General features: G+C 44.0%; 23 protein-coding genes. 6 read left to right on the plus strand and 17 right to left on the minus strand.

What is annotated here, in order from left to right; genetic code table 11:
- The 5 genes from MKHDV_RS15295 to MKHDV_RS15315 all read right to left on the minus strand — a co-directional run.
- On the minus strand, positions 1 to 815 hold an 815-nt coding region (locus MKHDV_RS15295), incomplete at its 3' end, for a WxcM-like domain-containing protein (protein WP_174239249.1).
- Positions 816 to 892: 77 nt separating this feature from the next.
- The gene (locus MKHDV_RS15300; protein ID WP_162859881.1) at positions 893 to 1,660 is read right to left on the minus strand and encodes a glycosyltransferase family 2 protein; all 768 of its coding nucleotides are present in this window, start codon (positions 1,658 to 1,660) and stop codon (positions 893 to 895) included.
- Between the two features lie 71 nt (positions 1,661 to 1,731).
- Positions 1,732 to 2,547 (minus strand): translation elongation factor Ts, encoded by an 816-nt coding sequence (gene tsf / locus MKHDV_RS15305; RefSeq protein WP_162859882.1) that lies wholly within the window; start codon positions 2,545 to 2,547, stop codon positions 1,732 to 1,734.
- 23 nt (positions 2,548 to 2,570) lie between these two features.
- Positions 2,571 to 3,341 (minus strand): 30S ribosomal protein S2, encoded by a 771-nt coding sequence (gene rpsB, locus MKHDV_RS15310; RefSeq protein WP_160716814.1) that lies wholly within the window; start codon positions 3,339 to 3,341, stop codon positions 2,571 to 2,573.
- Between the two features lie 226 nt (positions 3,342 to 3,567).
- The gene (locus tag MKHDV_RS15315) at positions 3,568 to 4,350 is read right to left on the minus strand and encodes a fumarylacetoacetate hydrolase family protein (RefSeq protein WP_160716816.1); all 783 of its coding nucleotides are present in this window, start codon (positions 4,348 to 4,350) and stop codon (positions 3,568 to 3,570) included.
- Positions 4,351 to 4,609: 259 nt separating this feature from the next.
- Here MKHDV_RS15315 and MKHDV_RS15320 point away from each other — a divergent pair, with 259 nt between their 5' ends.
- The 3 genes from MKHDV_RS15320 (at position 4,610) to MKHDV_RS15330 (ending at position 7,062) form a co-directional block, all read left to right on the plus strand.
- Positions 4,610 to 5,152, plus strand: a complete 543-nt coding sequence (locus MKHDV_RS15320; RefSeq protein ID WP_160716818.1) for a hypothetical protein — start codon at positions 4,610 to 4,612, stop codon at positions 5,150 to 5,152.
- A gap of 166 nt (positions 5,153 to 5,318) precedes the next feature.
- Positions 5,319 to 5,903, plus strand: coding sequence for a hypothetical protein (locus tag MKHDV_RS15325; RefSeq protein WP_160716820.1), 585 nt, complete (start codon positions 5,319 to 5,321; stop codon positions 5,901 to 5,903).
- Between the two features lie 574 nt (positions 5,904 to 6,477).
- The gene (locus tag MKHDV_RS15330; RefSeq protein ID WP_160716822.1) at positions 6,478 to 7,062 is read left to right on the plus strand and encodes a hypothetical protein; all 585 of its coding nucleotides are present in this window, start codon (positions 6,478 to 6,480) and stop codon (positions 7,060 to 7,062) included.
- A 60-nt stretch (positions 7,063 to 7,122) separates the two neighbouring features.
- Here the strand turns inward: MKHDV_RS15330 and MKHDV_RS15335 are convergent, their stop codons facing one another.
- The 4 genes from MKHDV_RS15335 to MKHDV_RS15350 all read right to left on the minus strand — a co-directional run bounded on the left by MKHDV_RS15335 (position 7,123) and on the right by MKHDV_RS15350 (position 13,346).
- The gene (locus MKHDV_RS15335; RefSeq protein WP_160716824.1) at positions 7,123 to 8,778 is read right to left on the minus strand and encodes a ribonuclease J; all 1,656 of its coding nucleotides are present in this window, start codon (positions 8,776 to 8,778) and stop codon (positions 7,123 to 7,125) included.
- Positions 8,757 to 9,491 (minus strand): 1-acyl-sn-glycerol-3-phosphate acyltransferase, encoded by a 735-nt coding sequence (locus MKHDV_RS15340; RefSeq protein WP_160716826.1) that lies wholly within the window; start codon positions 9,489 to 9,491, stop codon positions 8,757 to 8,759. Before MKHDV_RS15340 ends, MKHDV_RS15335 begins: the two co-directional genes overlap by 22 nt.
- Positions 9,492 to 9,711: 220 nt before the next feature.
- The gene (locus tag MKHDV_RS15345; protein WP_160716828.1) at positions 9,712 to 10,878 is read right to left on the minus strand and encodes a GGDEF domain-containing protein; all 1,167 of its coding nucleotides are present in this window, start codon (positions 10,876 to 10,878) and stop codon (positions 9,712 to 9,714) included.
- 413 nt (positions 10,879 to 11,291) lie between these two features.
- On the minus strand, positions 11,292 to 13,346 hold the full coding sequence (locus tag MKHDV_RS15350; protein ID WP_160716830.1) for an elongation factor G: 2,055 nt from the start codon (positions 13,344 to 13,346) through the stop codon (positions 11,292 to 11,294).
- Positions 13,347 to 13,720: 374 nt separating this feature from the next.
- On the opposite strand from MKHDV_RS15350, the gene MKHDV_RS15355 reads away from it, so the two are divergent.
- The 3 genes from MKHDV_RS15355 to MKHDV_RS15365 all read left to right on the plus strand — a co-directional run bounded on the left by MKHDV_RS15355 (position 13,721) and on the right by MKHDV_RS15365 (position 14,852).
- Positions 13,721 to 14,122 (plus strand): hypothetical protein, encoded by a 402-nt coding sequence (locus tag MKHDV_RS15355; RefSeq protein ID WP_160716832.1) that lies wholly within the window; start codon positions 13,721 to 13,723, stop codon positions 14,120 to 14,122.
- A 131-nt stretch (positions 14,123 to 14,253) separates the two neighbouring features.
- On the plus strand, positions 14,254 to 14,511 hold the full coding sequence (locus MKHDV_RS15360; RefSeq protein ID WP_160716834.1) for a glutaredoxin family protein: 258 nt from the start codon (positions 14,254 to 14,256) through the stop codon (positions 14,509 to 14,511).
- Positions 14,508 to 14,852 carry a ferredoxin-thioredoxin reductase catalytic domain-containing protein gene (locus tag MKHDV_RS15365; RefSeq protein ID WP_160716836.1) on the plus strand — a complete coding sequence of 115 codons (345 nt, stop codon included), beginning with the start codon at positions 14,508 to 14,510 and terminating at the stop codon, positions 14,850 to 14,852. Before MKHDV_RS15360 ends, MKHDV_RS15365 begins: the two co-directional genes overlap by 4 nt.
- Before the next feature lie 398 nt (positions 14,853 to 15,250).
- On the opposite strand, the gene MKHDV_RS15370 is transcribed toward MKHDV_RS15365, so the two are convergent.
- From MKHDV_RS15370 to MKHDV_RS15405, 8 genes are all read right to left on the minus strand, one after another.
- Positions 15,251 to 16,012, minus strand: coding sequence for an amidohydrolase family protein (locus MKHDV_RS15370; RefSeq protein WP_371416039.1), 762 nt, complete (start codon positions 16,010 to 16,012; stop codon positions 15,251 to 15,253).
- Positions 16,013 to 16,042: 30 nt separating this feature from the next.
- Complete coding sequence (locus tag MKHDV_RS15375; protein WP_160716838.1) at positions 16,043 to 16,459, minus strand: thioesterase family protein; 417 nt, start codon at positions 16,457 to 16,459, stop codon at positions 16,043 to 16,045.
- Positions 16,460 to 16,488: 29 nt separating this feature from the next.
- Complete coding sequence (locus MKHDV_RS15380; RefSeq protein ID WP_160716840.1) at positions 16,489 to 17,265, minus strand: acyl-[acyl-carrier-protein] thioesterase; 777 nt, start codon at positions 17,263 to 17,265, stop codon at positions 16,489 to 16,491.
- A gap of 131 nt (positions 17,266 to 17,396) precedes the next feature.
- Positions 17,397 to 18,155, minus strand: a complete 759-nt coding sequence (locus tag MKHDV_RS15385) for a M15 family metallopeptidase (protein ID WP_160716842.1) — start codon at positions 18,153 to 18,155, stop codon at positions 17,397 to 17,399.
- Positions 18,156 to 18,334: 179 nt separating this feature from the next.
- Positions 18,335 to 19,387: a TRAP transporter substrate-binding protein DctP gene (gene dctP, locus MKHDV_RS15390; protein ID WP_160716844.1), complete on the minus strand. Its 1,053-nt coding sequence runs from the start codon at positions 19,385 to 19,387 to the stop codon at positions 18,335 to 18,337.
- Between the two features lie 111 nt (positions 19,388 to 19,498).
- Positions 19,499 to 19,678 carry a hypothetical protein gene (locus tag MKHDV_RS15395; protein ID WP_160716846.1) on the minus strand — a complete coding sequence of 60 codons (180 nt, stop codon included), beginning with the start codon at positions 19,676 to 19,678 and terminating at the stop codon, positions 19,499 to 19,501.
- Positions 19,679 to 20,172: 494 nt separating this feature from the next.
- Positions 20,173 to 20,376 carry a helix-turn-helix transcriptional regulator gene (locus tag MKHDV_RS15400; RefSeq protein WP_160716848.1) on the minus strand — a complete coding sequence of 68 codons (204 nt, stop codon included), beginning with the start codon at positions 20,374 to 20,376 and terminating at the stop codon, positions 20,173 to 20,175.
- Between the two features lie 11 nt (positions 20,377 to 20,387).
- Positions 20,388 to 20,930 carry a DUF2975 domain-containing protein gene (locus tag MKHDV_RS15405; RefSeq protein WP_160716850.1) on the minus strand — a complete coding sequence of 181 codons (543 nt, stop codon included), beginning with the start codon at positions 20,928 to 20,930 and terminating at the stop codon, positions 20,388 to 20,390.
- Between the last annotated feature and the right edge of the window lie 92 nt (positions 20,931 to 21,022).

Raw genomic sequence — 21,022 nt, forward strand, 5'->3', positions numbered from 1 at the left:
TAAAGATGAGTTGGCAAAATGGCTTTCGTTTTTTCTGTGATTGCAGCTTCAATTTTATCAGGGTTAATGTTGCCCCACGTGCCAGACTCTACGAGCACAGGTGTTGCGCCAACACGTAGTACCGCAAGGATTGTGGCAATAAAACCGCCAGCACTCACGATGACTTCGTCACCAGCGCCAATGTCTGAAGCTCGTAAGATGATTTCCAGTGCATCAAGTCCGTTGCCTGTTCCGATACAATATTTTGTGCCAGTCTCGGCAGCAAAAGACTTTTCGAATTTTTCAAGGCGTGGCCCCATGATGTAATGGGCTTCATCAAGCACGTCTTCTGTTACTTGCTGTAACTGGAGACGAAATTCTTCGTAACGACGGTGCATAGCAAGGTAACCTACCTCACTGATAACATTACGTTCCGCATCAAATGCGTTAAATATCTGTTTGTCGTGGATGTAGTCTTCAGGCTTGTAATCATCGGAAGCGAGCACCATAAGAACAGCATCTTTTGAAAAATCACTCATTTCCCGCCAGTAGCCAGCCGGAACAAGGACACCCTTATTAGGAGAATTTAGTTCGAAGGAATATGTAGTTCCATACCCTTCAAGCGAAAGCGTCACACTACCTGAGGTCGCAACAATACACTGCTGAAGTTTTTTATGTCCGTGAAATCCACGGGCGTTATTATCTTCAATACTATGAATGTAGTATATACGGCGAATAGGAAAATTGAGGTGCGTGTTGGCTTGAATAACAGACAGGGAACCACTTTTTTCTGTTTTATGTGTTTCAATGTCGATAAGTTTTGGGATGTTGTTCATATCAATAACTCCTTAGTTAACTGGGAGATGTGAAAACTGGGGGATGTGAAAAAATGGAATCGTTGTTCGATTGCTTATCACTTTGCATCAAAAGGTGTGCCCCAGCTTCCTTCGTTAATACGGACGTATTTCAAGAACACATAAAAAAAGCCGTGCATTGCATTGATGAATCCGGCTTTTCCATCAAGCATACCAAGCTTGAAAAAGTAAATTTTTATAAATCGCATTGTGGCATGAGCCAGAGCTACGGCGATACCGCCTTTGCGATTCTTTGCTCTTAGGTCTTCTGCACCTTCCTGAGCATAGAGATTTATCTTGCTGAGGTGATGAGAAAAGCTTTCATAAGGATAGTGCAGTATATCTGCATTGATATCCTTAACTGTTCCAGATGACTTAAAGGATTCGTGTGAGCCACTTTGTGTCACTGTAAGCTTTTCAGGACGGAAGATGCGAATCAACCTGTCAGGATACCATCCGGAGTGCTTCATGAAGCGGTTGTAGTACCAGTTGCGTCGACGTGGACGAAACGCGGTTACGGATGAATCTGCATTTTTGAGCTCGTTAATGATTTCTGTCTTCAATTCTTCCGAGCAAATTTCATCTTGATCGAGTGAAATAATCCACTTGCTCTCAATGTTCTCGAGGCCGAATTCAAGTTGTTTTTTGAAGCCGCTCCACGGGTTTTGAAGAATGGTTGCCTTGTGGTTTTTAGCAATGGATAGAGTCTCGTCTGAAGAAAAGGAGTCTACAATGACGACTTTGTCGCAAAAAGAAAGTGATGTTAGGCACTTATCTAAAAGGCGTTCGCCGTTGTATGTGAGAACCAATCCAGTGATTGAAGGCATAATTTTTTCCTTAAAAAAAGGGGGAGAGAAAACTCTCCCCCCTTATAAGCTGTTAGATTACCGTAGGTTCTCTATTCAGCGTCTTCTTCTTTAGCAGCGTCTTCACCAAGTTCGAAACGAGCGAAAGAAGCAATAGATGCGCCCTTGAGAAGGTCGCGAATAGTCATTTTGTCGTCACGGATGTAAGGCTGGTTCACAAGGGTAATTTCCTTGAAGAATTTAGCCATACGACCGTCAACGATTTTGTCTACGATGTTCTCAGGCTTACCCTCTTCGAGGGTTTTCTGACGATGAACTTCGCGTTCGCGAGCGATGAGCTCTGCAGGTACTTCAGTTTCATCGATAGCTACTGGGTTGGTTGCAGCAATCTGCATTGCAACGCCTTTAGCCATTTCAGCATCGTCAGAACCGAGGATCTCTACGAGAACGCCGATTTTGCCGTTGGAGTGAATGTAGGAACCGATGATACCTTCGCCGGAAAGTTCCATGCGATGTGCACGGCCAGCGGACATGTTTTCACCGAGGGTAGCGATAGCATCGTTTACTTCAGCTTCAACACGTGCGGTAAAATCTTCAGCACCATTTTCGAGAACGTCAGCAGCAAATTTAGCAGCGATGTCCTGGAACTTTTCGTTGCGAGCAACGAAGTCAGTTTCGCATTTAAATTCTGCAATAGCAGCGCGGTTAGCTTCAACTACGCAACCAACGAGACCTTCAGAGGTAGCGCGACCTGCTTTTTTAGCAGCTTTGGACAGACCCTTCTGGCGGAGCCAGTCGAGTGCTGCAGCTTCATCTGCGTCGTTTTCTACGAGTGCTTTTTTGCAGTCCATCATGCCGGCGCCAGTTTTTTCGCGCAGGCTCTTAACCATAGCAGCAGTAATAGCCATGATCTATTCTCCCTCTGAGTGAATTATTCGGATGCGGTAGCGGTTGCAGCAGCAGCTTCTTCAGCTTCAGCAGCTTTAACCATTTCAGCTTCAGCGTCTTTGCCATCTTTAGACATAGCGCCGCCTTCTGCACATGCGTCAGCAATGTGAGAAACGAAAAGCTTAATAGCGCGGATAGCGTCGTCGTTACCTGGAATGATGTAATCAATCACGTCAGGATCGCAGTTAGAGTCAGTTACTGCTACGATTGGAATACCGAGTTTACGGCATTCTTTAACAGCGATGTCTTCACGCTTAGGGTCAACAATGAAAGCGAGCTGTGGCAGGCGTTCCATGTTTTTAATACCACCAAGAGTAGCTTCGAGTTTGTCCATTTCGCGACGCAGACGAAGGATTTCTTTCTTCTGGTAGCGGTTGACGGTGCCGTCATCGAACATGATCTCGAGCTTTTTGAGGCGGTCAATAGACTTGCGGATTGTCTGGAAGTTGGTGAGTGTACCACCCATCCAGCGGTTGGTTACGTAGTACTGATCGGAACGAGCAGCTTCAGTTTTCACAGCTTCGTGAGCCTGACGCTTTGTACCGATGAAGATAACTTTGCCGCCATTGGCAACAGTTTCTACTACTTTGTCGTGTGCACGACGGTACAGTTTTACAGTCTGCTGGAGGTCCATGATATGGATGCCGTTGCGAGCGCCGAAAATGAACGGACGCATTTTTGGGTTCCAACGACGAGTCTGGTGACCAAAGTGAACACCAGTTTCCAACATTTGTTTCATAGTTACGTAAGCCATTGTAATCTCCTTCAATGGGTTTTTCTTCCACCCCGTGCCAAGTCCCTCCACCTCAAGAATCTTACGAATTCTCAAGGCACCCAGGGAAGATGCATCGGAGTGTGCTTTGTATTAAAAGGCAGGGATACATACTGCGAATAAATGAGTTTGGCAAGCATTCTTACCGTTCATTCGCATTTTTTTGTATGACGATCTCTTCGCCACATTTTTTACTATATCGCAGAATCTACTGAACTGGAACCCCTGACGAGTCCTTCCGCTGGATGAAATTTTTAACTGGATTGATCAGGGTGCCGATGCCGTCAATTTCTACCTGTACTTCATCGCCTTCTTTCAAAGGGCCGACTCCATGCGGGGTTCCCGTTAAAATCACGTCACCTGGCAACAGTGTCATAACATGAGAAATATCTGCAACAAGTTCGTGTGGACTGAATAGCATGTCTGAGGTGTTACCCTGCTGAATGATCTGATCATTTTTATAGAGCTTCACAGAAAGATCTGAAGGGTCGGGGATGTGAGTCTCAAGCCATGGACCAATCGGTAAGAATGTGTCGAAGCCTTTGCACCTGCCGAACATGCCATCACTTTTTTGCAGGTCGCGGGCTGTCACATCGTTGGCACAGGTGTAGCCGAATATGTATTCTGGAACTGCCTGCGGAGAGAGAAAACGGGCTTCTCGTCCTATAATAATGGCAAGCTCTGCTTCGTGATCCACCCGTGTCGATTGCGGTGGGATGTATATCGGCTGACCAGTATTAATGATACAGGACGGTGGCTTGAGGAAAAACATAGGCTCTTCCGGTAGCGGCATTCCAAGCTCTGCTGCGTGATCTTTGTAATTGAGTCCGACGCACACAACTTTTGATGGAGTTACTAATGGAAGAAGTTGTGCCTCTTCCAACGAAAAACGTTCTGAAATTCCGATGTGCGGAGTGAGGCAGCGCAAGAGTCCGTCTTCAAGAGCTGCGTAGAATGTTTTATATTGGTAATGGACTCGAACTATTTTCATGACACACTCCTATAATGATATTTGTATCTTATGACAGAATGTATTGGTCGAAACTATGATTACGACAGCATTGTGCCTACAATTTCTATGGTGCTGGTAACGGATGTGCAAATCTTGGTCATTATGGCAAAAAAAGTGTTACATTATCTTCTTTTTATGTACGGTTACCCAGTTTATCCAATTATTATAGAATATGTTTTTGAATGTAATTTCAGTCTGATATATACGAAATATTTTTTCTGCCCGTCAGGAGCCCGTAATGTCTGAGTCTGCTTTAATTGATAGGTTTTTACCTGAGTACACATTTAACGAATGCCACGAAATTATCGTGAACAGTCCTATTGAAGAGGTGTACGAAGTAACAAAAAATGTTGATCTTTCAAAATCTACATTGATTGTGACTCTATTTAAGCTCCGCGGCTTACCTACACGTAGGATGACATTGCAGGGGATCATTGAAGATCTCGGTTTTCTACGTCTTGCAGAAAACTATCCTATTGAACACCTAATCGGCTTTTTGGCAAATAGTCGTGTTGTTCCTATTTCTGATGCGAAAGAGTTTTTAACGCATTCGCTTTCTGCCAAAGTAAAAGTTGCCTGCAACTTCAGTTTATTTGAAATTAGTCCGGGACTGACAAAGGTTAGAACAGAAACACGAATTCTTTGCTTATCTACCGTTACACGAAGATTTTTCAAAGCATATTGGGTGGTTTTTAAGCCATTCAGTTCCATGATTCGAAAACGCATGTTGAAGATAGTGAAGCGGCAGTCTGAACTGATAGGGTGGAATTGCTACTTATAGGCATAACTAAATACCAGCGCCCATTTTTATAGTCATAGCAAAATGCCGCTCGTTATGAACGAGGGCGAAGTTAGCCTCATCAGAATTACATGATATAAATGAGATGATGCAAGCGGTGTGCTACTCCTGAGAATACCGCAACGCTTTATGCAATACAGGAGGACGTATGCCACAGATGAGTGAAACCGGAATGCTGGCAATGGTGCTGATTTGTTTAGCCGGATTTGTGTTGTATTCCATAGTCGTAATTTTGCCTTGCTGGATTATTGCTAAACGAAAAAACATTGCACCTCGTTGGTGGAATTGGGTGATTCCTCTGTGGAATCTGTATATTGCGTTTCGCATTGGCAACGGATCATTAAAGAACTTATTTCTCTCATTGGTGTTTTTTTTAGCCGGTATTGGTGCCTTTGCACTACAGGAGCAAGCTCAGTTTTTTGCGATAGCAGGGATTGTGCTTTTTGTTTTGTCGCTCGTGGTTGGGATATATGTCGCCTATAACTGGTTACGAAACATCAGTATTCTTGCCGGAAGACATCCGATGCTTCTTCCAATGGTGATGCTTGTTATTCCGTGTGTTTTGGCATTGGCTGGTGGCGCACTTGTCAGTCAGGGTGTCATTTCGCCAATGGAAGTAAGGGGCTCAGAAAATCTTATCAGCTTTGTTACGTGGATCATCTTTATGATTATTGCATTGCGAACACCACGGAACAAACAGGCTGAGCCGGATTTCATTCTCGGTAAGGAATAGGCGGTATGACACGTTAGACTCCTGCGGTACTATCAAAATATGATGTAGCAGAAAGCAATTTTGCAGCAGTAAAAATGAACCCCTTTATACTATGAACATGGTGGAGGGGTTTTTTTATGTCTGTTTCTATAGCTATAGAACCTGTCTTGTTTATTTCAAATGAGTCTTCACTTATTAAGAAAGTATAAAAAACGTTCAGTCACTTGAGAGGGGGGGATGTCGTAAGTGCATTGCGACACCGGAGAACTAAGATGGGTGGGGTGGGTTTTCTTACTAATATATTGAAAGCTTGTACTTTACTGGAAAGAATCAGATTGAGTTTATGCAGGTTGAATGTGTCAGATTGTTGCTAGTGTTGGTCTATATCGGCTAGGCTTTTTTCTAATCTGTTTACTTTTTTTACCGATATGATTTGAGCGCCATTAAAAGTTGTCTTTTATGATTTGTTATTTGGTTGTGGTTGATGTTTTTCAGCAGACGGGCGCGTAGACTCGATGTAGGTGTTTCGAGACTAGAATTGTTTGCTTACCGATTGATATGAGAAGCTTTAGTTGAATTTTGAGAAGGAAATTTTATGTTGGCTTTATTGTTTCTATGCTTATGCTCAATTTTGTATGTTGCTCCATGTTGGATTTTAGCCACCCGTAAAAATGTAGCACCTGCTTGGTATCATTGGGTGATCCCTTTTTGGAATCTTTTTGCCGCTTACAATGTCGGTAAGGGATCACTCAAGATGTTGTTTGGGGCATTGGCATTGTTTTTTGTTTTTGGAATAGCATCAGCCTTTGCACCCGGCATCGCCATGGGATTGCTGATGTCTGTAGGTGATGGCTTTAATTCCGCGCCGTTAATGTCTGGTGGCTTATTTTTTTATATGGCACTGGGATTGTCGGCATATGGCGTGTATCTTTATGCTATTTGGAAGTGGGCAAAAAATATAAGCGAGATGGCAGGGGTAGATCCGATGGTATTGGGTTTACTATTGGTTGTTATGCCTGCAATCCTTCCGATTGTGTGCAGTATTGCTTTGATGATGGGCTTGATTTCACCGGTTGTTTCGTCGGCAGTAAGTCCGTTAGCTTTTGTGCTGGCTTGGGTAGCTTTTTTAGTTATTGCACTTCGCACTCCTAAGGTGGGATACTTAGCCGATTCAGTATGATTAAAGTATAAAAAAAGCCCCGTCCGAAAATATTCGGCGGGGCTTTTTTTACGTGTAATTTTAAACCATCGTAATAACCGGAACGACAACAGGATCGCGCTCCAGTACTTTGCGGAAGAACCGACGAAGGCCGGAACGTATTCTGTCTTGGAGTAGCTGAATATCTTCAGGGCCGATGTTTTCGAGGAGTTCGAGAATGATGCATTTAGCGTCTTCTAAAACATGATCGAAATGAGCCTCAAAGATAAAGCCTTTAGAAACGATGGTAGGTCCGTGCAATATCTCCCAGAGCTGTTCATCCAGCACCATGAAGACCACAACCATTCCTTCTCCGCCAAGAATCTGGCGTTCTTTCAATACGGTGAGTCCAACATCGCCGACACCTTTACCGTCAACAAGAATTTCTTCAAGTTCGAGCGGTTTCTCGCGGGTGAGGGTTCCGTCACATAAGGTGACGGGCTGACCGTCTTCAATAATAAATGTATTTTCTTCCTCAACACCACACAGCTGTGCAAGACGGCAATGTTTTACCAGATGACGGTATTCACCGTGGACTGGAATGAAGTGTTTAGGAGCAACTGTATTTAGCATTTCACTCAGCTCGTCGCGGTAAGCGTGGCCTGATGCATGAATGTTACGGAAGCTTTCATAAAAGACTTCTGCACCCATGCGGTACATGTCGTTAATCATGCGAGTAATCGCAAGAGTGTTACCCGGAATAAAACGGGATGACATAACAACTGTATCGCCTTCCTGAATAGCAAGGTGTCTATGTTCACCACGGGCAATTCGGGAGAGAGCAGAAAGCGGCTCACCCTGTGAACCGGTGAGGAGCAGCACTGTTTCTTCGTCCGGCAGTTCCGGCATGTCTCGTGTGTCCATGTACAGTGGAGTACGGATACGAAGGAAGCCTAAATTATCGGCGATTTCTATGTTTTTAACTAGGCTGCGGCCGGATACGGCGATCTTGCGACCGTAACGGGCAGAAATATCGAGAACCTGCTGGATTCTTTGGATGTGGCTGGAGAATAGAGTGACAATGATGCGTCCCTTAGCGTTGGCAAAGAGATCTTCAAATGCACCTTTAATGTCACGTTCACTTAAAGAATGTCCCTCCCGCTCAATATTTGTTGAGTCGGAAAGAAGAAGTTCAACCCCGTCTTCAGAAAAAGCCTTGAAGGCTTCGAGGTCGGTGCGGTGGTTGTCAATTGGAGTCTTGTCGAGTTTGAAGTCACCGGTGTGAACAATTTTGCCAGCCGGAGTCTCAACGCCGAAGCCATATCCATCGACGATGGAATGGCAAACAGGGAAGAAGTTGAAGGCCAGATCTCCAAGTTCTAAACGTTCACGTGGAGCCACTGGGATAAGCTTTGTGCGGTGGAGCAGTTCTGCTTCACGCAATTTCCCTTCAACAAGAGCAAGGGTGAACGGAGACCCGTAAATAGGCACACTGAGCCAGCGGATAAGCCATGGAAGCGCACCAATGTGATCTTCATGTCCGTGGGTGAGTACAATGCCTTTGACTTTATCTTTCAGCTTAAGAATATGCTCAAACTGCGGGATAACAACGTCGACACCAAGATGGTAGTCGTGGGGGAACATGAGACCACAGTCTACGACAACGGTAGTTGTTTCTGTAGACCATATGGTACAGTTCATACCGATTTCGCCCATGCCGCCCAACGGCGTAAGTGTTACGCTTGGTTTTTGTGACATGCGCGCATCTCCATGTATTTTTTGTTCATGCGCTCACGGAGCATGTCGCTAAACTCGTTACGCTGTTTAACGGAATATTCAGCGGTGCTGATAGGGTCCATTGCCGTAATATAGACGTTTTTCCGTCTGCTGAGCTTCACGCGTCCTTTTGGCAGAATGTCACCGCTACCTTCGATAAGAACTGGTACAATAGGAACACCGGCTTTAAGAGCCAGCATAATAGCACCGGTTTTGAATTCACCGAGTTCGTCAAACTGCTGTTGGCGTGTGCCTTCTGGGAATATGATGACAGAGCGACCATTACGGATTGTTGTGGCAGCATCTTCAAGAGATTTCATTGCAGCACGTCTGTTGCTGCGATCAACGGAAATATTACCGTATAATCTGAAGCAGCGCCCGATGAGCGGTAGCTCTTGAAGATTCTTTTTTGCCATAAACGCAGGAAGTGCTTTTTGCAACGCAACGGTTGAAAGCGGAATATCGAATTGACTTTGATGGTTGACAACAAAAATTACCGGTTCATCAGTTGGTATATTATCTGTGTCTGTAATAAGCTTTATTTGCGAACAAAAGCGAGCAGATTTGCACCAGAACAGTCCAAAGTGTCGAACTAATTTTTCGGAGTTAGCGAATGTTGCTGCAATAGGCATAAAAATACAGACGTAAAGTGTCGTAATTAAAAAGGAAAAATAAAACCAGATTGTGCGTATCATACGTTGTCCAAATAAAAAAGTGAGCTGGTAAAAAAAAGCAAAATCAGCGCCAGACTCAAGTTTAGAAAGCCGGGGCGCATTGTAATGATGCGGTGCTTGTAGCACGGAGGGGGAAAAAGCCGTTAGCACTTTATTGTGTTAGGAAATTTTCAATTGCAAAAGCAGGTTGGAAGAGGAAGTGGGATTTTTGATTTGATGAAAGAAAAAAGGCCAACTTTTATCAATAACTGCAATAAAAGTTGGCCAAAGTTTTTAAATTGTCGGGTAAAAGTATTCTTTTTCGGTTTTTGTATTTTTCGTCTGAATATACAGTTATGTAATGCCCTGACTGATTTTTTGATGAATACATGGCGTTGTCAGCTCTCTTGATTAACGAGTCGGTATCAAGCCCTGAATCAGGGATGAATTCTGCAAGACCGATACTCATGGTAACAATGCAGTCAGGATCAATTTTTGAAAAAACGTTTATGAGCCGTTTACAGACGGTTTGAGCCTCCTCGGCGGAAGCGTTTGGAAGAATCATGCAGAATTCATCTCCGCCGTACCTTGCGCCGATATCTTCGTCTCGCAAAATTTGTTTTACTGCGGATGCAACATTTGTAAGAACCTGATCACCGAACTTGTGCCCATGAGTGTCGTTAGCTTTTTTGAAATTATCCAAATCAAAATAGCAAAGCGTAAACGTGTCAGCGCGCCTCTGAGACCTAGAGAGCTCGGTACCAAGGTATTCATAAAATGTTCGTTGGTTGTACAGACCAGTCAGGCCGTCTTTACTAGCTTGTTCTGCTAATTCTTTTGTGCGGCTTGCAATAGTGTCCTCAAGTTCCCGCGCGTATGTTTCGAGGTCTTCTTTACTACGGTTAACCTCGTTAACCAGTCCTTGAATGTATGTGTCAAAAACTAATACAAGGTCAAAGAGCATCAAGTTTTCCAGTGAACCGGATCTGCTGCTGCAAATATCGCATGAATTATCTTTATTATGTTCTCGTAGTTTTTTGCGTAATATTTTGCTGAGAATTTTATATGCAGCGATGTAAAGTTTCGGAGGAACTCCAATACGTTTATGAACAAGCCCGATACGAAGGCGGGTTTGAACATATTCCATATCGTACGGTCCTTCAAAGAGTGAACGAAGATAGCCCTGCAAGTGATTTTTAAGGCGATACAGGCTTTCGGCATCGCCAATTACTTGAGCTACACCCTCAACTTCTACAAGTGTTGTATAGAAATCAGTTACTATGTCGTCCAGCTCAGTGAGTATGATCGGCTTAACTTCGAGCAAATTTTGAACATCTTCATCTGAAAGATGAAAGATTTTTTTCCGTCTGATAATTTCATGTGCAGTAATTCGTAATTGCTCATCTAATGTTAAGTCTGTCGGCTTCATGATTCCTCCGGTAGCCTGATCATGGTCTCTTCTCGAGATACGATATCGTGTCGGCCGATTTTTTTTTCGCTCTCCGTAGAGCATATGGGCTCTAAGCGGGGCTCCATATGATAAGCTTTTTTGTGGTGGGGGCTCTCATTAAGCGGTTAAAAATCGGCTACAGATCATATATATTTGCAAATAGCGAAAGATGAGCAGGGACTTTGAATGAGAGACTTGGAGTTTGAAGCGGGATGATAAATTAGCCTGAGTGACTAGGGACGAAACATAGTTTTGATGCGTGATTTTGTTATAGCAAAGTGTTGGGTAGCATGCTTTTTCAGAACAAAAAGCCCCCTCATCATAAGATGAGAGGGCTTTCTTATTATACCCACAATAACAAGGAATTTTCTTTTAGTTGTCAGTTTGGATCACTAGCTAGCTTGTTTTTCGGCAACAACTTTATCAATTACTGGAGGTGGTGCCTCTTCGTAATGGTCAAATTCCATTGTGAAAACACCCTGACCGCCGGTAATAGAACGGAGGTCTGGAGCATAGCGGAGCACTTCGCCCATAGGAACATGCGCTTTAATTTCCGTGATGCCTGTTTTTGAGTCAGAACCAAGTACTTTGCCACGGCGTGAAGATAAATCACCGATTACGTCACCCATAAATTCATCAGGGATGTGTACGGTCATTAATACAATCGGTTCAAGCAAGGTTGGTTTTACCTGATCCAGTGCACCCCTAAGTGCAAGGGAACCGGCGATTTTAAAGGCCATCTCTGAGGAATCTACGTTGTGGTATGAACCATCATAGAGCCGTACTTTAAAGTCAACGAGAGGGTACCCTGCAAGGCAGCCACGGTGCGCAGCTTCTTGAATGCCTTTATCCACTGCAGGGATGTACTGACGAGGGATAACGCCACCAACGATGGCATTTTCAAACTCGTAGCCGAAGCCCTGCGGCATTCCTTCAATTTCAATCCAGCAATCGCCGAACTGTCCGCGTCCACCAGACTGTTTCTTATGTCTGCCTTGAACCTGTGCTTTACCTTTTATTGTTTCACGGTACGGAATTTTAGGGGTCTTCAAAACCATGTTGCATTTGTAACGGCGCATGGCACGTTCGATGCTAGTTTCAATGTGCAGCTGTCCCATACCGGAGAGCAGAATGTCGCTTGATTCTGCATCGCGGGAAAGGGTGAGTGTAATGTCCTCATCAAGTAATCTTTGGACAGCTGTATAAATCTTATCTTCATCGCCTTTCTCTTTTGGAGCAATAGCGTATGATATAAGATTAGGAGGAAGTTCCGGCATAAGAACTTCAAAAGTAGCTTTAGGGTCTGCCAGCGTATCGCCTGTTTTTGTAGCTTTAAGCTTAGGAACAGCGATAATAGAACCCGGGCCGATATCGCCCTTGGCTGGTTCAGATTCTTTACCATTCATGAATAATGGGGACCCGATACGTTCAGTCTCATCCTGAGTAACATTTTTCAGAGCTGCGTCGCCGTTAAATGAACCGGACAGAACGCGCATGATGGAGAGCTGACCTGAGAAAGGATCTGAGAGTGTCTTGAAGGTAAGTAATGCCAACGGCGCATCCGGAGAAGATGGGTGTTCGTTGCCTTCTTTATCCATCCATGCAGCGTGTTGCAGAGGTGAAGGCAATAGATCCTGCACGGCATTGAGAAGTTCAGCACCGCCACGGTTTTCTAGGGAAGACCCGAGCATAACCGGAATAAGGTCACGTGAGAGCACGCCGTCACGTAAGCCAGTTGTGATTTCTTCTTGAGAGAGTTCGCCTGTCTCAAGGTAGTTTTCCATCAGTTCTTCATTACTTTCTGCAATGTTTTCGATAGTCGTTTCGCGAAGCATTGATACTTCATCGGAAAGATTTTCAGGCACATCGCCTTCTGTTGTTGTTCCATCTTCATTAAAGAAGAATGCTTTGTTGTTAAGAACATCAACGTACCCTTTAAAATCGTCACCCTGACCAATTGGCATTTGTAGCAAAACAGGGCGGATTCCAAGGATTGAAGACAACCCGTTAAAGGCGGTGTCAAAATCTGCGCGATCGCGATCCATCTTGTTAATGAAGACGATGGAAGGAAGGGTTGCATCTTGAACAAAGTTCCAAAGACGGCTTGTAAGTGGGCGGACGCCATCAACTGCGTCAATAACAAAAACGGCGCCATCAACCCCGAACAATAGGTGGTTAATGTCGCCTACAAAGTTATTGTCGCCCGGGACGTCCATAAGGAAGTGGCGATTTTTGTTCCAGTCAATGGTGGCAAAGCCAGGTTGAATAGACCCCCTGCGCTTTACTTCCTCTGGTTCATAGTCGAGCGAAGTGGTGCCTTCTTCAATTTTCCCAAGGCGATTGATAACCCCGGACTGAAACATAAGCATTTCAGCCAGCGAGGTTTTTCCACTTCCTCCCGTGCCCACAAGGGCATAAGTTCTCTGAGAATCAAGTGTCTTGGCCATATACCTTCTCCCTTATGTGGTTTTAGGGGATTATGCTTGCTAAGAATGCAAACTACGGTGTTCCATAACTTGTCTAGAGGGGGTACCAATGTGCTGTTTTAGGGGGCACCCCTATGGTGTCACCTTGTATAACGTAGCGGTACTTGTCAACCTTTCAGACGAAATTTTCAAATTCTCAGACGGATACGTACCTTTATGTTGAATTTTATCGTAAGTTGTAGAAATATAATCCGTCATTAATTTTTGGTTACGCCAATACTGCTGATCTGGGAGTACAGATGTACATCAACATACTTGTTGGAATAGTCTTCATTGCACTTGTTGTGTGGATAGTGAGAAACTTTTTGCATAGTTTAAAGTCACCTGCGCGAATTATGGAAGATGAATTGAACCAGCGGCGGAAAAAGCAGGAGCAGATTTCTGCCAATTTAGAAAGAATTCGGGACACAGGGGTAAAAAAGCTTATTCCTGTGAATCAGGCGCTGGAAGAAATGAACGCTGCATTGCCAGAAGAAAAGCGATTTACCATAGAAAATAATCGTGACAGTGTGGCGATTATTTTCGAAAAAACATATGTAGAGATCACACATCGGTTAACACAATTCTCTCTTAGCGGTAGTGAACAGGATTTTTCGGATGATGTATCCATGCATCAAAGCTTTCTTGTTGAACGAAAGGATGAGCATGGAGATGTTATCACAAGCCGTGAGGCTGAAACGGAAGAGGAAACCATCCGCATTATTGCTAGAGAAATTGCCAATGTTGTTGAACCATGAGTAAGTAGCAACTACTTGCATAATAACCGCTGAATGTTGTTTTGGTGGTATATGAGTGGTAGTCTGATTTCGTTGCGTCCAATTTTTTTCAACCAGTTTGACGTGTACTACATTTTCCAAATGGGGGCGAAATGTCGAAAGAATGTACCCTGTATGCACTTTCTACCTGTATTCATTGTAAGAAAATGAAAATCTTCTTAGAAGACAATGATGTGAATTTTGATAATATTTTCGTAGATAAGCTGAGAGGCGATGAGCGAAAAGAAATTATTGATAGAATTAGGAATTACAATCCAAAACTGTCTTTTCCGACGCTTGTAGTGTCCGAAGGACAGTGCATCATTGTTGGCTTCCACAAAAATCAGATTGAGGAGGCGCTAGACCTATGAGTGATAAAATGACAGCTGAAAAGCTTTATGAAATGCTCAAAAAGATTCAAGAGCCGCGCGGATTTTTCTTTAATAAAGATATGTCCATGACCTTACCGCTGCTTGAAAGCCTGCTTGTCAATAAAGAAGAGTATGGCTACATGGCCTGTCCTTGCCGTTTGCCTAACGGTGAGTTTGATAAAGATAGAGATATCGTTTGCCCGTGTGAGTACCGCGACCCCGATTTAGAAGAGTTTGGCGTCTGCTATTGCGGCCTCTACGTGACAGAAGAGTACAATAAAGAAGATCATGACGAAGTGGCTATCCCCGAACGCCGCCCGCCTGAAAAAATTTTAGGGTAGCTCTTTGCCTACGGCGTTTTTTGAGCTTTATTGCCTTCGGCGAGTCTCCGACGGGCAGGCTCTGCCTTGCATCCGCAAGGGGGAATCCTCCTTGACCGTGACTGCGAGAAAAATTTATTCGTGAAGAAAATTACGGCTTAAAGCAGTTGAGAAAAGGGTGGAGTATAGTTACTCCACCCTTTTTTTATTTTGCAGAAAGGTGATGGGGCATAAGCCGCGAGGTTGTGTAACCAACGGGCTGAGCTCGCAGGTAAAAGTTTTAGGAAGGGGGTCTGGGGGAGAACCCTTTTTTAAAAGGGTTTCAGCCCAGCCGCCGGAGGCTCGTCGAAGACAAAAAAGCGTCGAAGACTAACCGGAGGCAAAAGCTTTATTCTAATCCAAGTAGCTCAGCACCATTGCTAAGGAACATTTCCAGCTTTGGTAGTGAGAGCTTGAGACGTTTTTTTTAGCTTCATAACTTCTCTTTCGGGACTGTAGAGCGGATAATCTGACCCGAAGAGAATTTTCTCATGTGGGTGTTTTTTCATAATCGCGCTTAGGGTCATGTCATCGATAAAATCAAGCGAGCTTGAGGTGTCGATGTAGACATTTCTTCCTATGAGTACTTCTAATGCGTGCTGCCACTGGTGATAGCCTCCAAAGTGCGCTGCAACAAAGCGTGCTTTCGGAAAGTTGTCGAGCAGTGCCGCAAGCTTGTACGGACAGGAAGGGTTGTCTTTGGGTGCTAGCTTGTCACCTATGTGGAAAAGCATAACAAAATCGTCCTGCGCAGCTTCGATCATAGGCAGCAGGCGTTTTTCATCCAGCCTGAATCCTTGGAAATCAGGATGGAGCTTAAGCCCTTTGATGCCGCGTGCTTTTAAGCGTGCGAGTTGATTTTCCCAATCATCGAAGTCGGGATGAATGGTACCGAAGGGAATTGCATCGGGGTGTGCAGCCTTTAGAGACAATGCAAAGTTGTTCGCGGGAATAACTTGCTCGGCTGATGTTGCTGCACAGAGTACCACCATCTTATCCAGACCGGCTTTTTTAACTCGGCGGATAAGGTCATCCATTATGCCGGTGCATTGGCATGTTAGCCCGTAATGGGAGTTCAAATGCTCAACAGCTTTGGCGGCAATTTTAGGATGAAATGCGTGAGTGTGGAAATCGAGATACATAATAGTGCAGCGTTCTTTTAATATTAAAAGTTATTTTCCTACGAAGAGTTCTTTCAGCCAGTCCGGAACTTTTACAGGACGCCCTTTTTCGTTAGTGCAGGCATGCTCTGTGTGACCGGTGGCAATAACAGTGTCTTTTGCTTCGTTGTAAATTTCGTACTCAAATACCATGGATGCGCGACCCCATTTGCTGATGCCGACGCGTACGTACAGTAAATCATCATAACGGGCAGGGCGTTTGTAACGGCACTTCGCTTCACGAACAGGAAGCAGTATGCCCCGTTCTTCAACCGTGTTGTAGCTCATGCCTTGTTCGCGAATGTATTCGCTACGGGCTCGTTCGAATAAATGTAGATATTCGGCGTAGTACATGACGGACATAGCATCTGTTTCACCGTAGGAAACACGATGCGCGAGCCATGTTTCAGGAATCGGAAATTCTGCCATAGTCATTCCCTCTATTTATTCAGTAGATATTATATGTGGTGCTGTAAGTACGGCACGTCAATATGTTGCCGTTTTCGCCATTCTGTTCGGGCTCTGCACAGCTCTTTACCTGTTTCGTCATGAGAGACGGAATGCAGATAGTCTCCATCATCAGTGATACCTGATTTACTGGTGAGCTTTTGAAGCGCTCCGCATTCCTTTCGATAGCTAATGTCGATGAGTACAGGCTCGTATTTTAACATGAGGTCTTCAGGCATGGATTCTTGAATCCAGCCGAGGTACCGCACGTTATTAACATGCCCGTTAATGTCAACGTCTGCTTTTCTGCTGACGAGTGGGCATTCGTGCTCTGAATTACGCAACCGTGGTACGACACGAGTGGGAAATTCTTTGCATGGTGGGTTGTTAACCGGATAATTTTTGGTAATAAACTCCGGCACCGGAACGAGCTTACGCTTTTTAATATCTATGACAAGCCAAGCGGTTGTTCCCTCGGCAATGAGATGGTTCTCTGCATCAAAAACTTCAAAACAGCGTAAAGCAAGATTGGGGGTATGGGCAGAAGGCCATGTGTGGATGGAGATGGTTTCTCCAACATCCGGATAGCGGTCTACAGTAAAGGTAAGTCTACTAAGTACCCATACAACGCCATGTTGCAGGAGGAATTCACCCGGGAACCCATGTAACCGTGCGTTGTTTGCGGCTGCTTCTTCAAAAAAAGCGGCAAATGCGGCAGGGCAAGCTTTACCGAACCGGTCTGTATGATAGGTTTTAATGGTGTAAGATTCTATGCCCTTCAGTATCATGTGTAATTCCCCTTTTGAATAGGCATGTTAGCTATCACTGACATGTGACGAGGGCAAGGGGTGCGGATTACTTTTTAGATACGGTGGTTACAGCGGGTATGAATACACGGCTATAACCACCAGTGAAATACTTATATTTGGGTCAAATTTGCATACGGATTGAGTGAGAACTGTGTAGGAGCGTAGATTGCATGATCTGTATGTGTTGATAGTGCCCAGCGCTGAGTTCCGTATTCAAAATGCCACCATTCGCAGTGGAAGTTTACAAAGCCGGCTTGCGTCATAACGAAGTAGAGAAGACGTCTGTTGTAGAGTGCTTCTTCCTCACGTTTTGTTAACGTATGGCCTTGCTCCAGCTTATTTTCAAAATACTGAGTGTTGGAAATATCACCGGGAAAATCAAATGGGGCACCGAAGAAAAGCTTTTTACCTGCACGATCTGCGATGACAACATCAACCGAGCCGCCTGTTGAATGCGGAGCAGGTGTGCTGACGTCTTTCATCGGCTTGGCAACATATTGCTGTGCCATGGTGACAATCTTTTCTGCGGGCTTGTCCGGATACATGATTGCGAGCGCATTTTTGCATTCAGCAAAAAGGAACGACTGCACATCTGTTGATCTCCAGCCATCCAAAATAATGAGGCGTAGATGGGACGGGAGAAGGGAAGATGCGTGCTGTAAACGTTCAAGAACGCCTTCACGCGCGTAACATTCTGGCAGCGCACCGACAATCTGGCGTTCAAAATAAATTGAACGGCTGAGCATGTGCTCCGGCGCTAATGCGAGTGACACAACTTCTTCATGTGATTCTACAGAAGGGACAGCATAAACGGATTCCCATGATGGTTCAGACAGTCCATGAATGGGTGGTACAATTTTATCAGGCATGACAAATCCAGTAATATGTATAGGTCAACGTGCTGTAAATATCCCAACAAGCGCGGTAGCCAGAGGGATAGTTCCGGCACAAAAATAAACAGCAATTGGCAAATAAGCTTCAGTCAAACAAAAGGCCAGATATGTTTGAACATTTTTTCTAAAACAAGATTGTAGAAGCAGAAACTACCTTATTGTAGAAGAAGTCTCCTTGCCTCATTGTTCGCCCGTCGTGCATCCGCAATTGTTTGATCTATCCATTCACGATCAATAATCTCGCTTAACCATTCGATGTATGAAGGTGTACTGAGTTTTTTGAACAAATCCATTTCTTTACGTGTCGGTTTGTAAATATGCATACCTTTATTCCGAAGGTAGGTAATTCGCTTTTCGACCTGAGACTCCACAAATACACGGGTATGCCTATTCGCGGCATGTGCAGCATCGCGTAGAATAGAGCGTTCTCTAGTTGTGAGCCCGTTCATCAGCGTATTGTTAACCAGAAGGAATTGATCCGAGTACTGCACATTGGCAAGTGTAAGGTACTTTTGAACTTCGTAGAAGCTGCCGATGATGACATAGGTGAGCGGGTTCATTTGCCCATTTACTGTACCATCTTTTAATGCCTGATAGACCTTGGTCCACGGTAGAGTGCTTCCAGTGGCACCGAAGGCTTTATACATGGCTATCTGGCTTGCATCCATTGCTCGAAATTTAGACCCTTTAAAGTCTTTGGGTGAGTTAATAGGAGTTGTGCTGGTGAATGCAATAAATCCCCCTTCTTCAATTACTTCCAGTAAAAGTATGCCTGTCTGCTTGGTAAATTCTTTACGAAGTTTTGCCATCACAGGGCTTGAGTCAAAAAAGATATGTGCAGCTTTGTAGCTGTTAAAAAGGAATGGTACGTTTGTCGCAAAAATTTCTGGAAAAACAGCCTCCATACCACCAAATGATGCAACGTTGATAATAGGATATTTCATGACCAGTTGCATCCGTTGTTGTTCGTTACCAAGTTGGCTGTTAGGCAGAAGTGTTATGGTAACTGTACCGTTAGTTTCTTTTTCAACAATCTGTTTGAAGTGGTTAGCAAAGACGTGCACGGCGTTATCCTTTTCCGTAGGTGCACCATTGTAACTCATTTTAATATTAGTGGCTGCTAAAGCGGCAATAGGAATTGTAACTAAAGCAAGACCAATCAGCATAGAGAGTTGGAATTTTTTCCAACAAAGTCCATGCAACGTCATTGCGTCCTCCAATAAGGTTGTACTTGTATATATGTACTTTTTTGATAGCAGATTCCCCAACATAAATTAATGTAGCTATGTGTTCTAAAAAAGAAACTACATGTCAATATGTTATAAAATAACGCTATTTTTTCTTAGTACATCAAGGACACTGGCATTGGAGGCAACCCATGCAGGGTAGACGTCAGCGGTAATGGCAAGGATACAGGAGCCGATGCTTGTACTGGCAATAAGGATGGGGTCGGTACACATACGGATAGCGTATTCAGTAAAGGTAAGCCCACTTAGCACTCATACAGCACCATTTTGCAGCAGAAGTTTATCCGCCCTCCATGTGTGACGGTGCGCTATTTGTGGCAGCTTCTTCAGAAAAAGCGGTAGGTGCGGCAGGGCAAGCTCTACAGAATAGGTCTGTTTGATAGGTATAACTGCTTTAAGATTCTATGCCTTTCAGTGCCATGTGCAGTGCCCCTTTTGAATCAATACATGAGTCGCGGGCAAGGAGCGCAGGGTACTTTTTGGATGCGGTGGTTACAGCGTGATATGAATACACGCTGTAACCACCGATGAAATATTTATATTTAGATTAAATTTGTCTACGGGGTGATCGAGGACTGTGTAAGTACTTAAAAACGCTTTCACGGTGTAACATCCCAGCAGTGCACCGACTATCCGTCGTTCCAGATAAACAGAACGTCTGAGCGTGTGCTCCGTTGTTAATATGAGTGATACAATTCAACCATGTGATTCTACAGAAGGACAGCAGAACCGGATTTCCATGATGGCTACTCCTTGTACTCAAGAATATCACCAGGTTGGCACTCTAGGTATTTACAAATGGCATCCAGCGTAGATATGCGAACAGCCTTAGCTTTTCCAGTCTTCAATATTGATAGATTTTGTTCAGTAATTCCGATTGCTTTTGCTAGTTCGATCGATTTCTTTTTACGCTTTGCCAGAACCACATCTAGGTTAATAATTATGGGCATGAGAACTCCAGCTAAACAGTTAATTGCTGTTCCTCAGCGATAACACGTCCTTCATCCATTACCCACGCAATAACAAAAACAATCCCTGCTACCATAAGCGTTGTAATTTCTGGTGAGCCAAGCCCTACACTAACAATTCTTTGTCCTGGAGGGTTTTCAAATGAAAATATGAGACTCTTGGCGGATTCATAAAATATTGATGAGAAAACCCAGAGAACAAGAGCTTTTGAAGTTTTTTTAAAAATACAGACATGCTCAAAGGAAAATATCACACCTTCCCTGTAGAAGGAAAATAGCTTCCTGATATTTATGAGCCCGTAAATTAGTGCAGAAAGAGGAAGTAAGCTAACAGCAAACCCTGCTAGCTGTAATTTTATTGGCAAAGGATTAGGACTCAAGTGCGTTGAACTAACATTTACGTTGATTAATGTTTCAGGGAGGACGTTTATGAGCGCCCAGTAAGCGGCATCAAAGAGAGGGATTACAATTAGCAGTAAAGAAAATAGTAGGTGGAATTTTTTACTTAACTTTTTAATTTGTAACAAATTGTCCATAAGAATATCTCCCGTTTGATTGATTGGAGATTAAACGTAGCAAGGTTGTTATTAGAAAACAATAAAATCTTATTGTTTTACAATAAGATTTT

The organism is Halodesulfovibrio sp. MK-HDV (assembly GCF_009914765.1).
In the GTDB taxonomy this organism is placed as follows: Bacteria; Desulfobacterota; Desulfovibrionia; order Desulfovibrionales; family Desulfovibrionaceae; genus Halodesulfovibrio.